The following is a 2247-nucleotide window of genomic DNA, read 5'->3' on the forward strand; positions in this document are numbered from 1 at the left end:
CGTCTCTCCATAACGGACCGGACGTAAAAACTTCATATCCACGCTTCCTGTGACTACAATCTCTGCATCCACAAGCGCAATAGCCAGGGAATTGGCCTGAGCAAACAAATGATGTCCCCGAGTGACTCGTGCTTTGCTTAACACCATGGATTCTTCAACTTTGAGTACCGTAGACCCCGACTCCCCAATATGGAATTCCCTTAAGTCCCCAACCAGCTCCGACTCGCCCAAGGATTTAAGAGTGCCGTAGGCCTCACGGGCAACTGCCCTAGTGCGTTCCCGCAGCTCGGGAATATTTAATTCGGCCCGGTCTAAGCGAATCGTTGATACACTTACCCCAAAGTGCTTGGCAAGCTCTTCATCTGTAGAAAAAGGATTCTTTTCTATTTCCACCCGCAATGCTTGATGACGCTCATGCTTATGATGTCTGGTCATGCTTCTCACCAACTTTACCATTTTAGTACCTGGTACTAATATTATAACTTAGCTTTTTTCTGCTGACAAGCAGTAACCTAATACTATACCAAAAAATTCTAATAAAAAAAGAAGTCGCAAAATATTCGGCAAAAACATTTTACAACCTCTAACTCGTCTATGATCCCCTGGTGAGGTGGCTTCGCCACGAAAGCACTGCTTTCGCACTTGTTGCTTTTGCGAAAGCGAAGTCGCCGGTTGCCCTTTATGCACCCACAGACTTATACTTTCTAATCAACCAAAAAAGAAGCCTAACGGCTTCTTTTAAATAACGATTATTCTCCCATGGAAATAACTTCTTTGGCCTTATAATAACCGCAGTTTGGGCAAATATGATGTGGTAATTTTGCTTTATGACATTGGGGGCATTCGATGTGGTTAGGAGCAGTTAATTTCCACATAGCCCGACGTTTACGTACTCTGGATTTGGATTGGCGATGTTGACCAACACCCATGAATTACACCCCCTTTAAACTATCGAATAATCAATCTTCACGATGCCAATTGGCTAGTGCCGCAAAGCGGGGATCGATTCTTTCCTGGCTGCAATCGCAAGCCTGAAGATTCTGATTAATACCGCATTTCGGACATAAACCTTTGCACTCGGAAGAACAGATAAACCTCATCGGTAAGGCCAACACGATTTGCTCAAGAATGCGTTCGTCAATTTCAATCTCATCCTTTTGGAAGATCAACGCAGTCTCCATTTGTTCTTCTGTTGCTTGGGGCGCATAGACCCATTCATCCTCATAATCCTGATCGACAGCATAATGAAAATGCTCAAGGCAACGACCGCATTGAGCGTCGAGCTCTGTCACGATCTTTCCGTTGACAAGCAAGGATTTTCCCGTGTTGTTCACCTGAAGTTGAACGTGTACAGGAGCAACAAAAGCAACCCCCTCAAGTTCTGACTCAAAGTTCGAAAAATCTTCCTTCAAATCAAAGCGGGTAGTTCCGTTTTCATCCCGACGGATTTGAGCGACATTTACTTTCATAAAAACCACTCCAATACACAACCATTATTATAGTTGGCATGATTTTCTTTGTCAAGGAAAACTCCTTAACCCTTGCTGACGATTTCTAAGGTATCCAAAGCAATCATTAACTCTTCGTTGGTAGGAATAACCAGCACGCGACAGGTTGCTTCCTCCTTAGAGATATCGATCTCTTGACCGCGGGTTTTGTTCTTTTCTTGGTCTAATTCTACCCCAAGATATTGAAGACCTTCCATTACGGTGGCCCGCATTTCCGCTGAATTCTCACCTAAGCCGGCGGTAAAAATGATGGCATCCACACCGCCTAGGACAGCTGCATAGGAGCCAATATATTTTTTTACATCATGAGCAAAAACCTCAAGAGCTAACTCAGCACGATAATTTCCTTGATCACGGGCTTGTTCAATATCCCTAAAGTCACTGCTGACACCGGAAAGACCTAGAACACCGCATTTTTTATTGAGGAAGTCATTGACTTCTTCTGAGGATAAGTTTTCTTTTTTCTGAATGAAGGATACTACCGCAGGGTCTAAGTCTCCGGAACGGGTTCCCATCATCAGTCCCTCTAATGGGGTAAAGCCCATAGAGGTTTCGATGGATTTCCCATCTTTAATAGCGGTAATGGAGGAGCCATTACCCAAGTGGCAGCTGATCAGCTTTAGCCCTTCCGGAGAGCGATTAAGCATTTTAGCAGCTCGTTGGCTTACATATTTATGGGAAGTCCCATGAAAACCATATTTCCTGATTTTGTATTTTTTATAAAGCTCATAGGGGAGTC

4 protein-coding genes are annotated in these 2247 nt (G+C 44.0%); all 4 read right to left on the reverse strand.

Annotation, left to right across the window (positions count from 1 at the left end; translation table 11 throughout):
• Nucleotides 1-435, reverse strand: a 435-nt coding sequence (fapR, locus tag AC1U9U_RS15820) for a transcription factor FapR (RefSeq protein ID WP_479961510.1), incomplete at its 3' end; no start/stop codon positions are given.
• Nucleotides 436-749: 314 nt separating this feature from the next.
• The gene (gene rpmF, locus AC1U9U_RS15825; protein ID WP_479961511.1) at nucleotides 750-929 is read right to left on the reverse strand and encodes a 50S ribosomal protein L32; all 180 of its coding nucleotides are present in this window, start codon (nucleotides 927-929) and stop codon (nucleotides 750-752) included.
• A 30-nt stretch (nucleotides 930-959) separates the two neighbouring features.
• The gene (locus AC1U9U_RS15830; RefSeq protein WP_479961512.1) at nucleotides 960-1469 is read right to left on the reverse strand and encodes a YceD family protein; all 510 of its coding nucleotides are present in this window, start codon (nucleotides 1467-1469) and stop codon (nucleotides 960-962) included.
• A gap of 65 nt (nucleotides 1470-1534) precedes the next feature.
• Nucleotides 1535-2247, reverse strand: a 713-nt coding sequence (locus AC1U9U_RS15835) for an acetate/propionate family kinase (protein WP_479961513.1), incomplete at its 5' end; no start/stop codon positions are given.

The organism is Desulfitobacterium sp., from assembly GCF_982384815.1.

What these genes read in the sequence shown, in the direction of transcription:
- AC1U9U_RS15830 (WP_479961512.1), bottom strand. Translation starts at nt 1,469, where the DNA reads ATGAAAGTAAATGTCGCTCAAATCCGTCGGGATGAAAACGGAACTACC.
- rpmF (WP_479961511.1), bottom strand. Translation starts at nt 929, where the DNA reads ATGGGTGTTGGTCAACATCGCCAATCCAAATCCAGAGTACGTAAACGT.